This is a genomic window from Microbacterium bovistercoris (assembly GCF_003387575.1).
Taxonomy (GTDB): Bacteria; Actinomycetota; Actinomycetes; order Actinomycetales; family Microbacteriaceae; genus Microbacterium; species Microbacterium bovistercoris.
The window spans coordinates 54,341-69,246 of sequence record NZ_QUAB01000047.1 but is presented as its reverse complement, the minus strand read 5'-3'; the positions used below and the strand labels follow the sequence as shown (position 1 = coordinate 69,246).

Annotated in this window: 15 protein-coding genes; 3 read left to right on the top strand and 12 right to left on the bottom strand. The window is 70.3% G+C overall.

The annotated features are described in order from the left end of the window. Positions 1-5: 5 nt before the first annotated feature. The 4 genes from DY023_RS15165 to DY023_RS15150 are packed head-to-tail and all read right to left on the bottom strand — an operon-like array spanning position 6 to position 4,808. Positions 6-1,082, bottom strand: coding sequence for an ABC transporter permease (locus tag DY023_RS15165; protein ID WP_116243184.1), 1,077 nt, complete (start codon positions 1,080-1,082; stop codon positions 6-8). After that, complete coding sequence (locus tag DY023_RS15160; RefSeq protein WP_116243183.1) at positions 1,079-2,176, bottom strand: ABC transporter permease; 1,098 nt, start codon at positions 2,174-2,176, stop codon at positions 1,079-1,081. Before DY023_RS15160 ends, DY023_RS15165 begins: the two co-directional genes overlap by 4 nt. Next, entirely contained in the window at positions 2,173-3,702 is a 1,530-nt protein-coding gene (locus DY023_RS15155) for a sugar ABC transporter ATP-binding protein (RefSeq protein ID WP_116243182.1), read from the bottom strand. The genes DY023_RS15160 and DY023_RS15155 overlap by 4 nt, the downstream gene beginning before the upstream one ends. Further along, positions 3,699-4,808: a Gfo/Idh/MocA family protein gene (locus DY023_RS15150; protein WP_116243181.1), complete on the bottom strand. Its 1,110-nt coding sequence runs from the start codon at positions 4,806-4,808 to the stop codon at positions 3,699-3,701. The genes DY023_RS15155 and DY023_RS15150 overlap by 4 nt, the downstream gene beginning before the upstream one ends. 113 nt (positions 4,809-4,921) lie before the next feature. Between DY023_RS15150 and DY023_RS15145 the strand changes: the two genes are divergently transcribed. The 3 genes from DY023_RS15145 (at position 4,922) to DY023_RS15135 (ending at position 7,786) form a co-directional block, all read left to right on the top strand. Continuing rightward, a complete protein-coding gene (locus DY023_RS15145) occupies positions 4,922-6,112 on the top strand; it encodes an ROK family transcriptional regulator (RefSeq protein WP_116243180.1) in 1,191 nt (396 codons plus the stop codon). Between the two features lie 82 nt (positions 6,113-6,194). Next, positions 6,195-6,818 carry a DUF4166 domain-containing protein gene (locus tag DY023_RS15140; RefSeq protein ID WP_116243179.1) on the top strand — a complete coding sequence of 208 codons (624 nt, stop codon included), beginning with the start codon at positions 6,195-6,197 and terminating at the stop codon, positions 6,816-6,818. Further along, complete coding sequence (locus DY023_RS15135) at positions 6,815-7,786, top strand: epimerase (RefSeq protein ID WP_116243178.1); 972 nt, start codon at positions 6,815-6,817, stop codon at positions 7,784-7,786. Before DY023_RS15140 ends, DY023_RS15135 begins: the two co-directional genes overlap by 4 nt. 6 nt (positions 7,787-7,792) lie before the next feature. Here DY023_RS15135 and DY023_RS15130 read toward each other — a convergent pair whose 3' ends face one another. The 8 genes from DY023_RS15130 to DY023_RS15095 form a co-directional block, all read right to left on the bottom strand. Then, on the bottom strand, positions 7,793-8,188 hold the full coding sequence (locus DY023_RS15130) for a PLD nuclease N-terminal domain-containing protein (RefSeq protein WP_116243177.1): 396 nt from the start codon (positions 8,186-8,188) through the stop codon (positions 7,793-7,795). Positions 8,189-8,197: 9 nt separating this feature from the next. Next, positions 8,198-9,049 carry a sulfurtransferase gene (locus tag DY023_RS15125; RefSeq protein ID WP_116243176.1) on the bottom strand — a complete coding sequence of 284 codons (852 nt, stop codon included), beginning with the start codon at positions 9,047-9,049 and terminating at the stop codon, positions 8,198-8,200. Further along, positions 9,046-9,975, bottom strand: a complete 930-nt coding sequence (locus tag DY023_RS15120) for an aldo/keto reductase (protein WP_116243175.1) — start codon at positions 9,973-9,975, stop codon at positions 9,046-9,048. The genes DY023_RS15125 and DY023_RS15120 overlap by 4 nt, the downstream gene beginning before the upstream one ends. Positions 9,976-10,044: 69 nt before the next feature. Further along, on the bottom strand, positions 10,045-11,214 hold the full coding sequence (locus DY023_RS15115) for a serine hydrolase domain-containing protein (protein ID WP_245958733.1): 1,170 nt from the start codon (positions 11,212-11,214) through the stop codon (positions 10,045-10,047). Next, positions 11,211-12,038: an ABC transporter ATP-binding protein gene (locus DY023_RS15110; RefSeq protein ID WP_116243174.1), complete on the bottom strand. Its 828-nt coding sequence runs from the start codon at positions 12,036-12,038 to the stop codon at positions 11,211-11,213. Before DY023_RS15110 ends, DY023_RS15115 begins: the two co-directional genes overlap by 4 nt. Further along, positions 12,038-12,997, bottom strand: a complete 960-nt coding sequence (locus DY023_RS15105; RefSeq protein ID WP_116243173.1) for an ABC transporter ATP-binding protein — start codon at positions 12,995-12,997, stop codon at positions 12,038-12,040. Before DY023_RS15105 ends, DY023_RS15110 begins: the two co-directional genes overlap by 1 nt. Continuing rightward, positions 12,994-13,890 carry an ABC transporter permease gene (locus DY023_RS15100; RefSeq protein ID WP_116243172.1) on the bottom strand — a complete coding sequence of 299 codons (897 nt, stop codon included), beginning with the start codon at positions 13,888-13,890 and terminating at the stop codon, positions 12,994-12,996. The genes DY023_RS15105 and DY023_RS15100 overlap by 4 nt, the downstream gene beginning before the upstream one ends. Next, positions 13,887-14,903, bottom strand: a complete 1,017-nt coding sequence (locus tag DY023_RS15095; RefSeq protein ID WP_116243171.1) for an ABC transporter permease — start codon at positions 14,901-14,903, stop codon at positions 13,887-13,889. Before DY023_RS15095 ends, DY023_RS15100 begins: the two co-directional genes overlap by 4 nt. Positions 14,904-14,906 lie beyond the last annotated feature (3 nt).

Genomic DNA, 14,906 nt, shown 5'->3' with positions numbered 1-14,906 from the left:
TCGCATTACTGCACTCCTCTTGTTTCTGTGGGTCCCTCGGCGAGGGCCTGTGGTGCGGACGGGTGAACGGGATCCGCCGCGGGCGGGCCCTGTTCCTTCCCCTGATCGGGAGAAGATCTCGCGCCCCTGGCGCGGCTGCGGAACGAGACGGCCGAGTAGGCGACCGCCGCGATGATGATGACGCCCTGCACCGCATCGCGCAGCGTCGAGGGGACCCCGGCGATGTTCAGCAGCAGGAACAGGGCCTCGAGCACGAAGGCGCCGGCCACGGCCGAGACGATCCACCCGCGGCCACCTCCGAGGACGACGCCGCCCAGGACGACCGCTGTGATCGCGGTGAACTCGTAGCCCGTGCCGACCGACGGGTGCACGCCGGCGTAGCCGACCAGGAGCACCGCGCTCAGCGAGGCGGATACGGAGGAGATGACGAACGCCTGGATCGTCACGCGCGACCGCCGGGCGCCGGCGTAGTCGACCGCGCGGGCGTTGTCGCCGACGGCGATCAGGAGCTTGCCCAGCGGCCTCCGCGTGATCCAGATACCCAGTGCCAGCCATGCGGCGAGGATCAGCACCGCCCAGGGCAGGAAGTCCAGCAGAGGCAGATCGCGGATGCCTCCTCGGCCGATCTGCCGGAAGCTGTCGGCGGGGTTGCCCGTCGCCGCTCCCCCGGTCCACCACTTCACGCCGCCGAGCAGCGCCAGCATCATGCCCAGTGTCACGATGAACGACGGCACCTTCAGCACCGTGGTGAGCAGCCCGTTGGCGAGGCCGACGAGCACGCCGAAGGCGAGCATCAGCAGCAGCACGGGCAGGGTGCGGGAGTCGTCCTGACCGACCAGGTTCCCCGCGATGATCACCTGCGCCGTGATGAGCGATCCCTGAGACAGGTCGAACTCGCCGGCGATGATCACGAAGTACTGCCCGATCGCCACGATCGCCACGGGAGCGACCCGCTGGATGAAGCGCATCACCTGGCCCGGCTGGGCGAAGTTCGGATTGAGCAGGATGATCGCGACCAGCAGGATCACCAGCAGCAGGAAGACAGCTCCGCGCGGACTGATCAGGGCACGCAGGAACCTCATGACCGGTCTCCTTCCGCGAGGATGCCGTCATCCGTCCCGCCTGCGTTCTCGAGTTGTGCGGCGGCGGCTGCCATGGCCGGCGCCGCCTTCCGCGCCGCCTCGTCGCCCCCGGTCCTCGTGCCGCCCGGCCCGAAGCGCGGCCGGCGCCGCACGATCGCGCGCCGGCTGTACACGGCGACGGCGGCGACGATGACAACGCCGCGGACGACGTCCTTGAGGAACGGATTGATCTGCATGACGCTCATGACGTTGTCGACGACGGCGAGGATCGCGACGCCGCCGATCGTTCCCCAGATCGAGCCCCGGCCGCCGAGCAGCAGGGTGCCGCCCAGCACGACCGCGGCGATCGAGAGCAGCGCGTACCCGCCCTGCTGCCCGACCGTGGGGCTCCCCACGCCGAGGCGGCTGGCCAGCAGGAGCCCTGCGAGGCCGGCGAACACCGAACAGAGCACGTGCGCCGCGATCAGCGGCGGACGCGTGCGCACCCCGGACAGCCGGGCGATCTCGGGATCGCCGCCCACGGCGTAGAGGTGTGCACCTGTGCGCGTGCGATCGAGCAGGAACCAGACGACGACGGCGAGCACGATCATGATGATCGTGGACACCGGAACCGGACCCAGCCCGGTCGCACCGATCAGCTGGAACTCCCACGGCACCTGCCCGGCGGATCCCTCGAAGTTCGTGTTCAGCACACCCTGGAGGATGAGGCCGACGCCGAGCGTCGCGATGAATCCGTTCACCCGGAGGACCGTGACGATCACTCCGTTGATCAGGCCGATCGCGGCGCACACCGCGAGCGTCGCGAGAACGGCCATCGGCACGTTCGCCGGGTTGCCCGCCATCAGCGTCGCCGCCAGCAGGCTGGACAGACTGATCACGTAGGTCACGGACAGATCGAGGGAGGCGCCCAGCACGACGAGCGTCTGCCCGATGGCGACCAGGCCGAGCACGCTCATTCCGGTGAGGATGTCGCGGACGTTGCCCGGGCTGAAGAAGTTGCGCCCTTCCGTCGCGACCAGGACGGCACCGACGATCAGGGTCACGACGAGGATGCCGAGCACGATGACCGTCGAGTCGATGCGTCTGCGCTTCATCGTCCCTCCCCCGTCCCCGTCGGCGTGTGCGCTGGGCGCTCGGCACCGGCGGCCGCCGCCAGCACGTCGTGCTCCGCCGATCCGGCGGGAAGCTCGGCGACGAGTTCCCCGTCGCGCATGACGAGGATGCGGTCGCTCATGCCGATCACCTCCGGCAGTTCGCTGGACACCATGAGCACCGATCTTCCCTCCGCCGCGAGTTCCCGCATCAGCTGGTAGACGGCGTATTTGGCGCCCACGTCGATCCCGCGGGTCGGCTCGTCGAAGAGCACGATCTGCGGCTCGGTGAGCAGCCACTTCGCCAGGACCACCTTCTGCTGGTTGCCGCCGGAGAGGTAGCGCGCCTCCTGGTCGACGCCGCGGGAGCTGATCTCGAGTGAGCCGAGGATGCCGGGGACCTGGCGGCGCGCGGCACCCGTGCGGGCGGAGAAGACACTGCGGATCACGAGCAGCGCGTTGTCGAGCACGGACTGCCCGAGTGCGAGCCCCTGCGCCTTGCGGTCCTCAGAGACGAGCGCGAGCCCGGCGCGGACCGCGGAACGCGGGCTGCGGATGCGAGCAGCGGCGCCGTCGATGCGCATGGTGCCCCTCGCGAAGGGCTGGACGCCGAAGACGCCCTCGACCAGTTCGGTGCGCCCGGAGCCCTGCAGGCCCGCGATGCCCACGATCTCTCCGGCACGCAGCGCCAGCGAGACCCCGTCGACGAAATCGTTGCCGCAGTCGTTCAGCTCGAGCCGGACCTCGCCGGCCACGGCATCCTCCGGCCGGTCGGGGAAGTAGGAAGTGATCGACCGCCCCACCATCCGCCGCACCAGTTCGTCGGCGGTGAGCGCTTCGGCGGGATCCGTGGAGACGAGCCGGCCGTCCTTGAGGATGGTGATCCGGTCGCACAGGTCGAAGATCTCCTTCAGCCTGTGCGAGACGTAGATCACGGCCACGCCGCGAGCCGTGAGGCGATGGATGATCGCGTAGAGCAGCTCGACCTCACGATCGCTCAGGGCGGCGGTGGGCTCGTCCATCGAGATGACCCTGGCGTCGAAGGACAGCGCCTTCACGATCTCCACGATCTGCTGCTCGGCGACGGTGAGCGAGGAGACCCGCGCCCGCGGGTCGATGAACGCCACCCCGAGGTCGTCGAGGAGCCCGCCGGTGCGCTCGATCATGGCGCGCTGATCGACGAACCCGAACCTGCGCGGCTCCCGTCCCAGATACACGTTCTGCGCGACGGTGCGCTCGGGCAGCAGGGTGAACTCCTGGAAGACGGTGACGATCCCGGCATCCATCGCCTGACGAGGATGCGCGAAGCGCACCTCTTCCCCGTCGTAATCGATGCGACCCTCGTCGGCCGGCTGCACGCCGGCGATGATCTTCATCAGCGTCGACTTGCCTGCGCCGTTCTCGCCGACCAGCCCATGCACCTCGCCGGCGCGGACGTCGAAGTCGATCCCGCCGAGCACCCGGACGCCGAAGAACGACTTCCCGACTCCGTGCACGGACAGCACGGGGCGCTCATCGATCGCGCTCATCCCCTCACCTCCACCGTTCGGCCGCCCTCGGCTGCGGAGGCCAGCACCGCTTCGGTGAGCACCGCGGCACGGAGGCCGTCGGCGAAGGTCGGCAGGCCGTCGGGCTGCTCCCCGGCGATGGCCGAATGCACATCGCCCATGAAAGAGGTGAACGCGTCCAGGTACCCCATGGGATGCCCCGCCGGCACGCGCTGGAGCCGTGCGGAATCCGGCGACGACATGGCGGGATCGCGGAGCAGGAGCCGGGACTCCGTCCTGCCGCCGATCCAGAGCTCCTCCGGTCGCTCCTGCTGGAACCGGATGGACTCGTGACTGCCATGCAGCTCCACCGTCAGCGCGTTCTTGCGCCCCGCTGCCATCTGCGAGATCAGCACGGTGCCGACCGCCCCTGACGCGGTCTGCACGAGCAGGGCGGCGATGTCCTCGTTGTCGACGACGTGCCCGTCCCGTTCGCCGAACACGGTCCTGGTGCGAGCGGACAGCGCGGCGATCCGCTCCCCGATGACGAACTCGATGAGATCGCAGAGATGCGAGCCGATGTCGGCGAACGCCCTCGACGGTCCGCCCAGCTCCGCGCTGGCACGCCAGTCGTCATCGGTCGGCAGCAGCATCCAGTCCTGAAGGTATGCGCAGTCGAGGGTGAGCAGCGCCCCCAGAGCTCCGCGCTGCACCCGGGCCCTGGCCTCCCTCACCATCGGGTGGTAGCGGTAGACGAAGGGCACGGCGGCGACGCGTCCGGAATCTGCGGCGAGCGCGCTCAGTCGGGCTGCGTCATCGGCCGACAGCGCCAGCGGCTTCTCGCACACCACGTGCTTGCCCGCCCCGAGCGCGGCGGCGGCGAACCCCGAGTGAGTGGAGTTCGGCGTGCACACATGCACGAGGTCGACGTCCGGCGCAGCGATCAGCTCGTCCGCGGAGAGCGCCGCGCGCTGCGCACCGACGGTCGTGGCGGCCAGCGCGCTCCTGCTGGGCGTGCTGGCCGCGATCGCGACGAGGTCGCCGCCGACTGCTCGGGTGGCGTCGGCGTGCACGCGCGCCATGAACCCTGCCCCGAGGATCCCGGCGCGGATCGTCCCGACCGCTGCGCGAATGACATCCGTTGTCATGCTGGGGAGTCTGACACAGCTCCGCGACTTTTGCTAGCCCTCAGTCAAAAGTCCGATGAAGAACGTGCGTAAGCATCCGGCGACCCGGTCATAAGGTGTGGTTTACTGACGAAATGGTTGACGCGGCACGTCCGGGAACGGCACAGAATCCCGGCACCGGAGAGATCTTCCAGATCCTTCGCGACGGCCTCGCGCGCACGAAGGCGGAACTGGCCGACCTGACCGGCCTCGCCAGGTCGACCGTCGCATCACGCGTCGACGGGCTGCTGGCTGCCGGACTCATCACCCCTGCCGGAGAGGCCGTCTCGACCGGAGGGCGCCCGCCCGCCCGCGTCGCGTTCAACCCCGTCGCCGGACTCGTGCTCGCCGTCGACCTCGGCGCGACGCACTCGACGGTGGCCGTCGCGGACCTGTCAGGCCGGATCCTCGACTCCGGCACACGGCCGATCGACATCGCCGACGGTCCGGAGTCGCTTCTCGACGCGATCCTCTCCGACGGGGCCCGGCTGCTTGACGGAGCTTCGATCAGCGCACCTCTGGTCGGCGTGGGCATCGGCGTGCCCGGGCCCGTCGAGCACTCCACCGGCCGCCCGACGAACCCGCCGATCATGCCGGGGTGGGACCGGTTCGACATCCCCCGCTACGTGCAGCGCAGGTTCGACGTGCCCGTCCTCGTGGACAACGACGTGAACATCCTCGCCCTCGGCGAGCAGGTGACCGCGTGGCCGCAGGTGCAGGACCTGATCTTCGTGAAGGTCGCGACCGGCATCGGCGCAGGCATCATCTCCGGCGGAGAACTGCAGCGCGGTGCACAGGGCTCCGCCGGCGACATGGGGCACGTGCAGGTGCCGCGCGCGAGCGGCAGCACCCGCGACCCGCAGGACGAGCGCGATCTCGAGGCCCTGGCCAGCGGTTTCGCGATCGCGGGCGCCCTGCGCGCTGCCGGGATACCTGCGGACAGCAGCTCCGACGTCGCCGACCTGGTGCGAGCCGGCAACTCAGCCGCCATCGAGGCGACCCGGCAGGCGGGGCGTGATGTGGGCGAGGTGCTCGCGACCGTGGTGAATCTCTTGAACCCGTCGATCATCGTGCTGGGCGGCAGCATCGCCCGCGCCGGCGAGCACCTGCTCGCCGGAGTCCGCGAAGTGGTGTATCGTCGCTCCATCCCGCTGGCCACGCAGAACCTCACCATCGTGCAGACCCAGGCCGGCGAGCGCGCGGCAGTGCTGGGTGCCGCGATCATGGTCGCGAGGCACGTGCTGTCGCCGGCGAACGTCGACGCCCTGGTCGCCAGGGGCCGCTGACCGCGCGGTCGATGCGGCGAGGTCTCGTCGTGCGCGCGAGCGCATTCTTGAACATGTTCAATTAGCTGGCTACCCTGAGGTCATGCGGTTCTCGACCTCGCCCTATGCCCGCGCACTGGGACAGCGCATGGATGACCTCCACCCCGCCCTGCGCGCGTACTTCTCGGGCGTCGCGCCGGGCCAGGTGGGCGTCGGCGAGGGGACGTTCGAGCGGGTCGGCACCCGGCGACGCTGGCTGAACCCGTTCCTGCGCCCCCTGCAGCGCAGAGGCGTCCTCGTCGCCGGCTGGCACACCGGCGTCCCGTTCCGCGTGGAGAACCGCATCGAGGCCGGGCGCGCCGTCGCGGAACGCATCCTGCAGCTTCCGGGCGGACCGTGGGTCATGCGCGACTCGGTCGCCCTCACGCCCCAGGGCCGCCTGGTCGATGCGATCGGCCGGCCGGCGCTGGCGACGGCGACGGCGAGTTTCGACGTGCAGGCGAGCGGTGGCACCATGCGGCTGCGAAGCAGAGCCGTCGGACTGCGGATCGGCCCGCTCAGGCTCCGCATTCCCGCGGTCCTCTCCCCCGTCGTCCGACTGCGCGAGGCGCATGACGCCGCCACCGGGGCTCAGCGGGTGGACGTCACGATCGACGCGCCGATCATCGGCCGCGTGTACGAGTACGGCGGGACGTTCACGTACCGCATCGAGGAGGACGCGCGATGACCGGCGGCCGGGTCGTGATCGGCGGTTCCTCGGGTTTCATGGGGCGCCGTCTCGTGGAGCATCATCGGGCCCAGGGCCGCGAGGTCGTCACCGTATCGCGCTCCGGCGCCGACCTGAGCTGGGCCGATCAGTCCGGGATCGACGCCGCCGTGGACGGCTCGGATCTCGTGATCGGGCTCGCCGGCAAGAGCGTGAACTGCCGTTACACGCCCGAGAACCGGGCCGAGATCTTCTCGTCCCGGCTCGACACGACGGCCGCGCTCAGCCGCGCGATCGCACGGGCCACAACCCCGCCGGCACTGTGGGTGGACTCCTCGACGGCGACGATCTACCGGCACTCCGAGGACAGGCCGATGACCGAGTCGAACGGAGAGATCGGCACCGGGTTCTCGGTGGAGGTCGCGAAGGCCTGGGAGCGCGCGCTCTTCGCCGATCTCCTCCCCGGCACCCGCCGGGTCGCGCTGCGCAGCGCGATCGTCCTGGGGCACGGCGGCGTGCTCGCGCCGCTGCGCGGGCTCGCGTCCGTCGGACTGGGCGGCGCGCAGCACGACGGCCGGTGGCCGGTGAGCCGCCGTCGGCGCGCGGCCGGCACCGGGCACTTCCCCGGGGCGCGAGCGGGGCGGCAGCGCTTCAGCTGGGTGCATGTCGATGACGTGGTCGGCATCGTGGACTTCCTCGAAGAGCATCCCCAGCTCGAGGGGCCAGTCAACGCCGCGGCGCCGAACCCCGTCGACAACGCCACCTTCATGGCGACCGTGCGCGGCGTGCTGGGCGTGCGGTTCGGCCCACCGATGCCGCGATGGATGCTGGAACTCGGGGCGATCGGCATCCGCACCGAGACCGAGCTCATCCTCAAGAGCCGATGGGTGCTGCCGGGAAAGCTCGTCGAGGCGGGGTACGCCTTCCGCTACCCGACGCTCGAGGCGGCCCTGCGGGAGTCCTTCGATCGCGGGGCCGTCGCGGCCTGACGCGGCTCAGGCCTCGCTCGCGCCGGTTCCCGACCCCGCTGCGGGACCGTCCTTCTTGCGCTTGGCGATCTCCTCTCGCAGCCGCCACTCTTCGATCTCGCGATCCAGGTCGGCGATCTGCTGCTCGGTGCTGCGGGTGTCGACCGGGCGCACCGGAGCGGCGGGCGCCGAAGGCTCGCGCCGCGCGGGACGTTCCCTTCGTTCGCGCCCGAGCCGGATGCCGCCTTCCGGGTACTCCCGGCCTACCGCGAACCACAGGATGCCGCCGATCAGAGGCAGGAACACCACCAGCAGGAGCCACACGAACTTGGGCATATGCTTCACCTGCGAGTCGTCGCGGGTGATGATGTCGATCAGCGCCACGACCGTCAGTGCGATGACGAGAATCGAGAACAGCGGCATGGCCTCAGTCTAGGCCGCACCGCCCGGCTGCGGACCTGTGGCGACGGGGAGCTCCGGCCGGTTCGACCAGGCACTCCACGAACCCGGGTATACCGTCACCTCGCGGTCGATGAGCGCTCCGGCGAGGGCGAACTGCGCCGCAGTGATCCCCGATCCGCAATATGCCGCGATTGGAATATCAGCCGTCGCTCCGACCTGATCGAACGCCGCGGTGATGTCGGCGGCGGGCCGGAACCGGCCGTCCTCGGTGAGCAGCTGCGCGATGGGCAGATTCACCGCTCCCGGGACATGCCCGGCCACGGGATCGATGGGCTCCGTCTCGCCGCCGTACCGCTCGGAGGCCCGCACGTCGACGAGAACGCCGGTGCGCGGCCACGCGGCGGCACCGACTGTGTCGATCGCGCCCGCGTCGCCCGCGGCGTCCACCTGGATGTCGCTCGCCTCGACCGGATCCTCCTCGATCTGCGTCTCGCCACCCGCGACGAGCCAGGCCCGCCAGCCGCCGTCGAGCACGCGCACGTCGGCGAAGCCCGTGCGCCGCAGCGCCCACCACAGGCGCGACGATGCCAGCATCCCGGCATCGTCGTAGACGACCACCGGGACGCCGGGGCGCACGCCCCAGCGCCGCACGGCCGCGGCGAAGTCGTCGTCGGCGGGAAGCGGATGCCGCCCGTCACGCGGATCGCCATGACGGGACAGCTCCCCCTCGACATCCACGAACACCGCTCCGGGGATGTGCCCGGCGAGGTACTGCTCGCGACCGTCGTCCCGACCGAGCTTCCAGCGGGCGTCGAGGACGCGCACCGCCGAGCCGCTCGAGAGCAGTGCTCGGAGTTCGTCGGCGCTGATGATGGGGGTCACGGGACGATGTGCCCTGCGGTGCGGAACAGCTCGTACCACTCCGGCCTGGTCAGCTCGATGTCAGCGCCGGCCGCGGCATCCGCGACCCGCTGGGGGGTGGTGGTGCCGAGCACGACCTGCATCTTCGCCGGGTGACGCGTGATCCACGCGGTCGCGATGCCGAGCGGAGTCACGTCGTACTTCGCTGCCAGCCGGTTCAGCACGGCGTTCAGCTCGGGGTAATCCGGGTTGTCCAGGAAGACGCCGTTGAAGAATCCGGCCTGGAAGGGCGACCACGCCTGGATCGTGATGCCGTTGATGCGGCAGTACTCGACGATGCCACCCCCGTCGAGCACCACGCTCTGGTCGGCGCCGTGCATGTTCGCGGACAGCCCCTGCGCGATGATCGGCGAGTGCGTGATCGACAGCTGCAGCTGGTTGGCGATCAGCGGCTGGGTGACCGCCGTACGCAGCAGGTCGATCTGCCGGGGCGTGTGATTGGAGACGCCGAAAGCGCGCACCTTGCCCGAGGCGCTGAGCTCGTCGAACGCGCGGGCGACCTCCTCCGGCTCGACGAGGGCGTCAGGCCGGTGCAGCAGCAGCACGTCGATGTAGTCGGTGCGCAGCGCCTTCAGCGAGCCCTCGACCTGGGCGATCAGGTGCTCGTACGAGAAGTCGAACATCTGGTGCTCCGGCACGATGCCGGCCTTCGTCTGGATGACGATCTCGCTGCGCTCCGCAGCGCTGAGGTTGAGCGCCGAGGCGAACCGCTCCTCGCAGACGTGCATGGCCCCGCCGTAGATGTCGGCGTGGTCGAAGAAGTCCACGCCGGCGTCGCGGGCGGTGTCATAGAGCTCGCGCACCTCGGCATCCGTCTTGTCGGGAATGCGCATCATTCCGGCGATGACGGCGGGGGCGGTCTCGGATCCGAACGGAACTGTCTTCATGGGGTTCCTCCAGGAGGGAAGTCGGAAGTCACTGCAACGCTACTCCGCGACGGCACCCTCCCGGATCGCTCAGATCGCCGCGCAGACCTCCTGGAACAGCATCGCGTGCACCCGGTTCCATTCCGCGGTGACAGGTTCGGGACATGAGGACAGCTTCACGATCACCGTGTCCGTGGGCGGGTCGAGCCAGATGTACTGCCCGTGGATGCCCACGGCGTAGACCACGCCGCGGTCGTTGCCGGTCGACCACCACTGATTCCGGTACGAGACCCGCGGATGCACCTGCTGGATCGTCAGCCCTCGTGCCAGGGACGGATCTCCGCCCGCCATGGTCTGCGCGACCCAGTCGGCGGACACGATCCGCTCGCCGTCGAGTTCGCCGCCGCCGAGCATCAGCCGACCGAGGCGCACCAGGTCGTTCGCCGTGCACGAGATGCCGCCGTTCGCGAACGGGAATCCCGCGGCGTCGACCGTGATCGACGCGTTCTGCTCGCAGCCGAGCCGTTGCCAGAGACGCTCCGCGATCACGTCGGCGTAGCGCTGCCCGGTGACCGCCTCGACGATCCAGGCCAGCACGTCGGTGTCGGCCGAGCAGTACTGGAACCGGCGGCCGTGCTCGCCCGACGCCCGCAGCCCGCGGAGGAACTCGTACGTGTCCGCCGGATCGCCGTCGCGTCGCGGACGCCAGCCCGCGATGCGGTCCTGCGCCTGCACATGGGATGCCGGATCGCGGTAGTCCTCGTCGTAGTCGACCGCCACGGTCATGTCCAGAACCTGCGCCACGGTGGCGTCGCCGTATGCGGACCCCGTGAGCTCCGGCACGTAGGCCCGCACCGCCTCTCCGGTGTCGATGAGTCCGTCGTCGACGAGGGACCCGACCGCCACACCGCACACCGACTTGGACACGCTCATCAGCAGGTGGGCGTCTCGTTCCCCGAATCCGGGGCGGAAATAGGATGCCAGCGTCGCTCCCCCGCGGTCGACGACGAACGCGTCGGTGAACGAGTCCTCGAGACGCTGCCGCAACCCGGGGACGCCCGTCGCTCGGTGCAGGTCGACGACCGCGTCACCGTCCCTCGCCGCTCGGGCGATCGGCACGGTCGACACGAACTCGGAGACGTGCGCGAACGCCCAGCGGTTGTGGGGGGCATCCTGCCAGGTGTCCAGAGTGGGCTGCCCGTCGGCATCCGGATAGCGCGGCGGACGGGACTCGGTGTCGGCCGGGAACAGGTCGGTCACAGCAGGATCCTCCTCTCGTCGCTTCCGGTGGGGAGACCGGGGGCGCCGGGCGTCGGCGGCATCGCCGCCAGCAGTCGTCGGGTGTAGTCGTGCGAGGGCGCGCTCAAGACCGTCGCGGCGGGGCCGCTCTCCACGATCGACCCCTGCCGCATCACGCCGACCTCGTCGCTCATGTAGCGCACGACGTCCAGGTCGTGCGAGATCAGCAGGTAGCTGAGTGCACGCTCGTGCTTCAGCCGTTGCAGCAGGTTCAGCACCTGAGCCTGTACCGAGACGTCGAGCGCACTGGTCGGCTCGTCCAACACGACCAGACGCGGTCCGGTGGCGATCGCCCGCGCCACCCCGGCGCGCTGGCACTGGCCGCCGGAGAGCTGATGCGGCAGGCGGTCGCCGTGCGTGGCGGCGAGCCCGACCTCGTCAAGCAGCTCGTCGACGCGCCGCCGGATCTCGGCGCCGCTCAGTCGCAGGTGCGTGCGCAGCGGTTCGGCGATCGAGTCGCGCACCCGCATCCGCGGATCGAACGCGGCCATCGGGTTCTGGAACACCATGCCGGTGCCGGCGCGCAGGCGACGCAGGGCGCGCCCGCGGACGCGGGCCGGGTCCTGTCCCCGCACCAGTGAGCGGCCGGACGTCGGCGTGACGAGGTGCAGCGCGCAGCGGGCCACCGTGCTCTTGCCCGAACCGGACTCGCCGACCAGTCCGAAGGTCGTGCCCGGTCCGATCCGGAAGCTCACGCCGTCCACGGCACGCACCTCGCTGCGATGCGCGCGGTACACCTTGACGACGTCCTCGACGGCCAGGGCGCAGGTCTCTTCGTCCTCCATCAGTCCTCCCCCAGTCGCAGACAGGCGGCCTCGTGCAGGGAGCCGACCGGCTCGAGCGACGGATCGGTCGCACGACAGCGGTCCTGCACCCGCGGGCATCGGTCGGCGAAGGCGCATCCCGACATGCCGAGCAGGTTCGCCGGCACGCTCCCGCGGATCGCGTCCAGCGGCTCGCCGGACGGATGCCGGGACGGCAGCGCCCCGAGCAGCCCGCGGGTGTACGGGTGCGCGGGGCGGAGCAGCACCTCCGTGGCGGGTCCGCTCTCGATCACACGTCCGGCGTACAGCACGGCCACGGTGTCGCAGACCTCCTGCACGATGCCGAGGTTGTGCGTGATGAGCAGCACCCCGAACCCGAAGCGATCGCGCAGCGACAGCACCAGCTGCAGGATCTGCCGGGCGATCGTCACGTCCAGCGCCGTGGTCGGCTCGTCCAGGATCAGCAGCCGTGGCTCGCAAATCAGCGCCATGGCGATCATCACCCGCTGCAGCATCCCTCCACTGAGCTCGTGCGGATAGCTCTCGAACACCCGGTCCGGGTCGGGCAGACCGACGAGCCCGAGGTATTCCAGAATGCGTTCGCGGGCCTTCGCCCTGCTCGTCCTGCGATGGCGGACCAGCACGGCGCGCAGTTGGGCGCCGAGGGTGAACACCGGGTTGAAGGCGGTCCCGGGGTTCTGGAACACGATCGAGACGGCGTCGCCGCGGGCGGCGGAGGGACGGGCGAAGTCCTGCTCGTCTCCGTCCAGCAGGATGCGTCCGGAGGGCTGAGCACCGGCCGGCAGCATGCCCAGCACGGCTAGGCCGGTCAGGCTCTTGCCGCAGCCGGTCTCACCGACGATGCCAAGCACCTCGCCGGGCGCGATGGTGAACGAGATCCCCCGCACCGGCCGGTTGGTCAGCCGCCCGCGTTCGGCGAACGCGATCTCGAGATCATCCACGCGGAGCAGTTCGGTCATCGTTTCACCTGCCGAGGGTCGAAGAGGTCGCGCAGCGCATCGCCGAGCAGATTGAATCCCAGCACGGTCGCGAAGATCGCGAGGCCCGGGAAGGCCGAGATCCACCAGGCGGTGAAGATCTGACCGCGTCCCTCCGCGACCATGAGCCCCCAGTCCGGTGTCGGCGGCTGCGCGCCCAGGCCGAGGAAGGCCAGAGAGCCTGCCGCGAGCACGACGGAGCCGACGTCGACGGTCGCCTGTACGAGCACGGGGGTCATGCAGTTGCGCAGGATGTGCCGCACCAGGATGCGCCAGGTCGGCACGCCGATCGCCCTGGCCGCCTCGATGAACGGGCGTTCCCGGAGCGATCGCGCCTCGGCGCGCACCAGCCGGGCGTACCACGGCCACCAGCAGATCGCGAGGGCGAGGCCGGCGTTGAACAGGCTGGGACCGAGGATCGCGACGGTGACCATGGCGAGCAGCAGCGGCGGGAAGGCCTGGAACACCTCGGTGATGCGCATGAGCACCTCGTCCAGCCATCCGCCCCGGTAGCCGGCGACGGCGCCGAGCGGGATGCCGATCAGCGCGGCGATGAGCACCACCACGGTCGACACGGTCAGGGCCGGACGCGCGCCCATGATCACGCGCGACAGGATGTCGCGTCCGAGCTGATCGGTGCCCATGACGTGCTCGAACGACGGGGCGAGGTTGCGGGTCGCGACGCTGGTCTCCCCCATCCCCTGCGCGGGGTAGGGCGCGAGCCACTGCCCGAACACCGCGAGCACCACCACGAGCAGCACGAGCACGAGCCCGGCGGCGGCGAGCCAGTCGGTGCGCAGCACGCGCAGCAGTCGGGTGGCCGCAGTGTCTCGCCGCGGCAGCGGCAGGGGCGCGAGGGTCGTCGTGGCGCTCATGCCAGCCTCACCCTGGGGTCGAGCCGCGCCTGCACCAGGTCGACGATGAGATTCGCCACCAGGTAGCCGAATGCGCCGAGCAGCGTGATGGCCATGATCGACGGGTAGTCGACGGCGAGCATCGCCGCGCTGGCGAACTGCCCGATGCCCGGCCAGTTGAACACCACCTCGACGAAGAAGGTGCCGGTCAGCGCATACGCCGCGGCGAGGCCGATCACGGTCATCGACGAGGGCAGTGCGTTCTTCAGCGCGAGGCGCCAGCGCACCACCGCCTCACGCAACCCGTAGGCGTTCGCGGTGAACACGTAGTCCTGGCCGAGCACGTCGAGCATCGACGCCCTGGTCATCCGGGCGATCAGACCGAGCGGGTACGCGGCCAGGGTTATCGCCGGAAGGATGAGATGCAGCATCCCGTCCGTCCAGGCGGTGACGTTGCCCGTGATGAACGCGTCGAAGAGCGGGAATCCGGTCACGGTCGTGATGGGGCTGGTGTACTCGATCTGCTTGGAGAACTGGCCGGTGGCGGGCAGCACGCCGAGGCGGCCGACGAACACCACCTGCAGCAGCAGGCCGAGCCAGAACGCCGGCACGGACACCCCGCCGATCGAGAGCACGCGGATCACCCCGTCGGCTGGTCCGCCGGGCCGGCGGGTCGCGATCACGCCCAGCACGATGCCGACGACGGTGGCGAACAACATCGCGGCGAGGAGCAGCTCCAGGGTGGCCGGCAGCCGGGACGCGAGCTCCTGCAGCACCGGGCGCTTGGTCGAGAGCGAGTCGCCCCAGTCGCCGGTGACCAGTCCGGTGAGGTACTCGAAGTACTGCACCGGGAGAGGCCGGTCGAAGCCCAGGCGCTCCCGGATCCTCGCCAGCTCCTCCGGTGGCGCCTTCGGCCCCGCGTACACCACCGCCGGGTCGGACGGGATGACGCGAGCGAGGACGAAGACGACCACCGTGATCACGAGCAGCACGAGCACCGCGGTGCCGAGCCGGCGGACGAGGAACTTCCACATGGC